This is a genomic window from Vibrio sp. 10N.222.52.B12, assembly GCF_002875385.1.
In the GTDB taxonomy this organism is placed as follows: Bacteria; Pseudomonadota; Gammaproteobacteria; order Enterobacterales; family Vibrionaceae; genus Vibrio; species Vibrio jasicida.
Genome location: NZ_MDAW01000048.1, coordinates 1 through 4,705, shown reverse-complemented (window position 1 = coordinate 4,705; position 4,705 = coordinate 1). Strand labels below are relative to the sequence as shown.

Sequence of the window (4,705 nt, the reverse complement as noted above, 5' to 3'; positions counted from 1 at the left end):
TATTTAAAACGATCGGCATTACTTAATGAGCTCCTTTTTTTAATGCGCAGCTACCAAGGCAGCTATCAGATGCGAGACGCGTCGTAACCCGACGCCAGTAATAATTCACGCTCGTGCTTAATGAGCTTCGCACGATCTTCAATCAATTCATTCAGTGCTTGAGAAGGTTCGCCCGCGAGCGCTTTAAACGAATCAAAGGATTCAGCGGTCTCCACCTTATCAATCATCGCGCTGATCACGTTGCGTGCTTCACAAGGGTTACTCTCCGTTGTGAAGTATTTAACTTGTTTTGCCGCGGTTTTCATCTCTGTGAGCAGTTCAAGTGGGCTGCTTTCTTTTGCTACGGCCATGTAGTTATCAAGCACACGCTTCGCATACAACAATTCTTTCAGTGGAATATCTCGACCACTTACAATTAGCGACTCATTAAGGATCATACTTGAGCTCATTGGCATTCCTTTTTTATCAATAATTCAAACTTCTTGGGCATTGGCTTGAGTCTAATTTATTGAAGTCTGAATGGGAATGCCTAAAAAGCACATTATTAAACGTTTTTCTGATTATTTACGCCTTGCTATTGAGTAAGTACGCAAATTGCGTGTTGGGTAGAATCTTCAGAAGATAGGTCAGTCAGGTGCTCTGAGTGTTCGATTATTTTCTGAGTGCATCAAATGTGGGTGTTATCTGTTCTCAATATTAATTCATGAAGAAGCGACCCGGCGTCACCCCAAAGCTATGTTTGAATAGATGATTAAAAGCACTCACGCTGGTAAAGCCACACTCCAGTGCAACGATGGTAACTGGGAGGTTTTGCGCCAACAACGTCAGAGAGAGGAACAACCTTGCTTGTTGACGATACTCGATGAAAGACATGCCAACTTCATTGCGAAACAAACGGCTCAAAGTGCGGCTGCTGACGTTAATTTCCTCTGCCCATTGTTTTAATGAACGATTATCCGCAGGCTCATCCAACAGTGAGTTACAAACCTGCCCAAGTTTGGCATTGTTGGGAAGAGGGATTTGAATGGACGCTTGCGGCGCGACTTTCAACTGATCCAACAAAACCAGAACTATACGCCAATACGGCTCTGTGCTGACTTGGTCGGCCGGTTGCTCAGAAAGGTGAATGATCATCTCACGCAGCATTGGTGACACGTTGAGAACATCACTCTGGTTTGGCAGCTCAGTATCGATACTTGGTAACAAGTAGACGTTTTTCATTGCCGCATCGCCATACATATACACCTTGTGGCTCTCATGCGCCCGGATCCACACCGCTCTTTGAGGCGGAATCACCCATAGCTGAGATTCTGTCTCGACCGCCATCACACCACTGCTGGCGTAAACCAATTGGTTGTGTTGATGGCAATGCCAATCAATGACGTGCCCATCGGGGTAGTGCTTGGGAATGACCACCGCTTCTAAGAGATTGATGCTGGCGTCCAGACTGATGGCTTTGATGTTCTGGCTCATTTGAGCAATAACCTGTCTTTATAGAATCTATACGCCAAATGCTAGCCAGATAAACTGAGCTTGTCATTAGTTAGCTTTCCTTTATTTGGTTTGGAGTCGAGATGAACCGTTCCTTTCACGCAGGTGTCCTCAATGTGGGGCATGCGCTCAATCATTACTTCTTGCTCATCTTTCCTTCTATTGTACTAACGCTGCATAAAGAATGGGACATGAGTTACGCAGCGCTGCTCCAAGTAGGGAGCGTAGCCATGTTGGTTTATGGCGTGATGTCCCTGCCTGCTGGTTGGCTGGCGGATCGTTGGAGCCGAAAAGGCATGATGACCGTTTTCTACTTTGGGATGGGCACCTCTGCATTATTTACTGCTCTTGCGCAAACGCCATGGCAAATGGGGTTGGGGCTTTGTGCCATAGCCTTGTTTGCGGCGATTTATCATCCCGTCGGTATTGCACTTATCTTTAGCTCTGCAAACAAAACAGGCAGGGCTATCGCAGTAAATGGACTAGCAGGTAACTTAGGTTTGGCGTTTGCTGCAATGGGAACCGCTTTGTTGTGCCAATGGTTCTCTTGGCAATCCGCATTTTATGTTCCAGGCCTTGTGTGTTTATTAACTGGTATTGTGTACTGGTATGCATCGAAAGGTGTTACTGATATCGAACATGCGAAAAGTATACGTGACGACGTAACGATGTCTTTGCGACAACTCAAAGTGCTGTTCGTTTGCGCTGCGGTGGTTGTCTTCTTCGGCGGTTTAGTCTTTCAATCTACGACGACCTCGTTACCTAAAATCATGGACGCACAATTTAGCCAATCATTGAGCCTTTCAAGTACGTTAACCACATCGATTTTTGTTTGTGCCGCGTTTATTCAGCTTGTTGTGGGTGAGCTGCTTGACCGCGTTGATATCAAGAAGCTGCTCGCCTGCATTGCTGGTGGGCAACTGTTATTCCTCCTATTAGCGACGGTTACTCATGAATGGTCATTGGTTCTTGTGTTTGTTGGTTTGATGTTGTGTACATACGCGCAAATACCAGTGAATGATTGGCCTATTGGCCGTTATTCCGATGTGAAATGGCGCTCGAGAATCTACGCCGTTAAGTACACATTAAGCTTTAGTACTGGACCTATCGCAGCGACTTATGCTCATACACAAGAGTTTGTATTGATGTATTTCATCCTCGCTGGTGGGATGGGGATAGCACTGTTGAGTAAAACGTTAATGCCTTCGTCAAGCAAAAGAAAAACGGCTAGCACCACACTAGTGAAACAGTGAAGCAAAAAGGAGCGCATTGAGCGCTCCTTATCATGAGTCGTGCTTACACAAATAGTAAGACCGAAAACACAGCCTGAAAGAGTGAACTCACTCTAGATTGGTTGGTTCTTACTGGTTCTGGTTTTGGTGTATTTCGATGGCGCTCGGCACTTAATGTATAGTAAGAGTAGTAAATGGTATTCATATTGACCTCCTGTATGACTTTGGAGATAGTATGAATATCTAATTGGGAACAAATAACGAACACATGAATATGGATAGTTCATCTTTTAAATCTACCTCGCATTTGAACCGCTTACGTCAATTGAGTCGGCACTATCAAACTCAGGAGAGAACGCCAGTCACCATCGCATCGCTAGCAGAACAACTGCAATGTAGCGACCGAAATGTCAGTAAATTAATGGTAGCAATGGAATCATATGGTTGGGTGACTTGGGCTCCGGGTAAGGGGCGGGGGAACGTATCGACGCTCACACTACTTGTGACGTTTGAAGAGGCGTTAAAGCAGGCATTAGAAGAGTGGGTGAAAGCGGGGAAAATCAACCAAGCACACCAACTAGCAGAGCAGTTTGATGGCGAATTGGCGTTTCAAGAAAACCTGCCTCTGTGGTTGGGCGATGCGCAATCCGAACTGAACAAGCAAAATACCTTGGTTTATATCGCCCCTTACCAATTACCAGAATGGCGACCGCATCAAGCTCATTCTGTGCGTTCAGTGATGCTGATAGATAGCATTTACAATACATTGCTGCGTTTTGACCCTCACTCTCAAAGCATCTTGCCCGAACTTGCACACGCATTTGAAAATAAGGGTGATCACGTTCGAATTCGCTTGCGTAGTGATGTGACCTTCCACAATGGCAAGCGATTGAGTGGCACTGATATTAAGGCGAACTTTGAGCGAAGATTAAACGAGGAAAATCCATTTTCGGTGTTGTTTCGTCACCTTGATTCTATCAACGTTGAAGGGCAATGGGTGACGTTTTATCTGCGTCAAAATGACCCTGTATTCCTCAATTTATTGTGTGACAAACACACGGCAATTATGGATTGTGAACAGCCACATAAGCCTATTGGAACAGGCCCATATTATGCGGAGCGATTGGAGAGTCACCATTGGACACTTAAAAGAAATCCTCGGTATTTTGGCATTGGAGGATTAATTGATATGGCTGAATTTTGGTCATTGTCGCCCTGCAGCAAAGTGGGCCATGCACACATTCAGCAAATGCAGCGCGCGATTCATCTTGATAATGTCGGAGATGATCACAGTAAGCAAAATGGTTGTACTGTCCTTCATTTTTTCTACCACAAAAACCAATTGAGCAAGCAAGAGCGTGCTTGGATTGTTCATCATTTTAGAAAGCATGCTGATCAGCGCGTAGAGTTGGCAAATAGTCTGATGAACGAGCACCAAGACAAAGGTTTTCACCTGTTTGAAAGCCAAATGACAAAGCCAAAGCGTCCAGTGGTGATCGAAATTCGTGAGAACCTAAAACCAGAGCTTGACCCACTCATTGAGATACTTTCCGAGCTTGGTGTCGAGTGGACGATTCAAATCCCACACGACGAGAAACGTGCGGTCGCTGATGTCGGTTATGGTTGTTACGTATTTGGCGATGACCGTGCTTATCAGTATTACGAGTGGATGCTTGCCAGTGACGCGTTTACTCGATGTTTGAGCGAGAAAGAGCAAAACAGTTTAGTGCAGTTCGTTGATGGATTGATGCGTGAAAGTGGAGACAGTTATGGATTGTTAGAAAAGCTATTCCGAGCGGAGGACTGGTTGATACAGAACTACCATTATGCGCCGCTTTGGAGAGAGCACATTGTCTACTCTCAATCCGAAGAACTGCATGGAGCAGAAACAGACCGAATGGGTGTGATGTCTTTGAAAAACATGTGGCTTGAATAGGGACTACAGACACCAAGAATACAACAAAGTGTCTAGTCCTAAAATA

At 45.2% G+C, this 4,705-nt stretch carries 4 protein-coding genes; 2 read left to right on the top strand and 2 right to left on the bottom strand.

Features of this window, described 5'->3' with window-relative positions:
- Positions 1–65: 65 nt before the first annotated feature.
- Both BCT11_RS03440 and BCT11_RS03435 read right to left on the bottom strand, forming a co-directional pair.
- Positions 66–449 (bottom strand): hypothetical protein, encoded by a 384-nt coding sequence (locus BCT11_RS03440; RefSeq protein WP_198593906.1) that lies wholly within the window; start codon positions 447–449, stop codon positions 66–68.
- A gap of 247 nt (positions 450–696) precedes the next feature.
- The gene (locus BCT11_RS03435; protein WP_102387136.1) at positions 697–1,473 is read right to left on the bottom strand and encodes a helix-turn-helix transcriptional regulator; all 777 of its coding nucleotides are present in this window, start codon (positions 1,471–1,473) and stop codon (positions 697–699) included.
- A 101-nt stretch (positions 1,474–1,574) separates the two neighbouring features.
- Between BCT11_RS03435 and BCT11_RS03430 the strand changes: the two genes are divergently transcribed.
- Both BCT11_RS03430 and BCT11_RS03425 read left to right on the top strand, forming a co-directional pair.
- Positions 1,575–2,744: an MFS transporter gene (locus BCT11_RS03430; protein ID WP_102387135.1), complete on the top strand. Its 1,170-nt coding sequence runs from the start codon at positions 1,575–1,577 to the stop codon at positions 2,742–2,744.
- Positions 2,745–2,991: 247 nt separating this feature from the next.
- Positions 2,992–4,659 (top strand): SgrR family transcriptional regulator, encoded by a 1,668-nt coding sequence (locus BCT11_RS03425; protein ID WP_102387134.1) that lies wholly within the window; start codon positions 2,992–2,994, stop codon positions 4,657–4,659.
- Positions 4,660–4,705 lie beyond the last annotated feature (46 nt).

Excerpts from the sequence above, each read along its gene's own strand:
- BCT11_RS03440 (WP_198593906.1), bottom strand. The coding sequence starts at position 449 with ATGAGCTCAAGTATGATCCTTAATGAGTCGCTAATTGTAAGTGGTCGA.
- BCT11_RS03435 (WP_102387136.1), bottom strand. The coding sequence starts at position 1,473 with ATGAGCCAGAACATCAAAGCCATCAGTCTGGACGCCAGCATCAATCTC.
- BCT11_RS03430 (WP_102387135.1), top strand. The coding sequence starts at position 1,575 with ATGAACCGTTCCTTTCACGCAGGTGTCCTCAATGTGGGGCATGCGCTC.
- BCT11_RS03425 (WP_102387134.1), top strand. The coding sequence starts at position 2,992 with ATGAATATGGATAGTTCATCTTTTAAATCTACCTCGCATTTGAACCGC.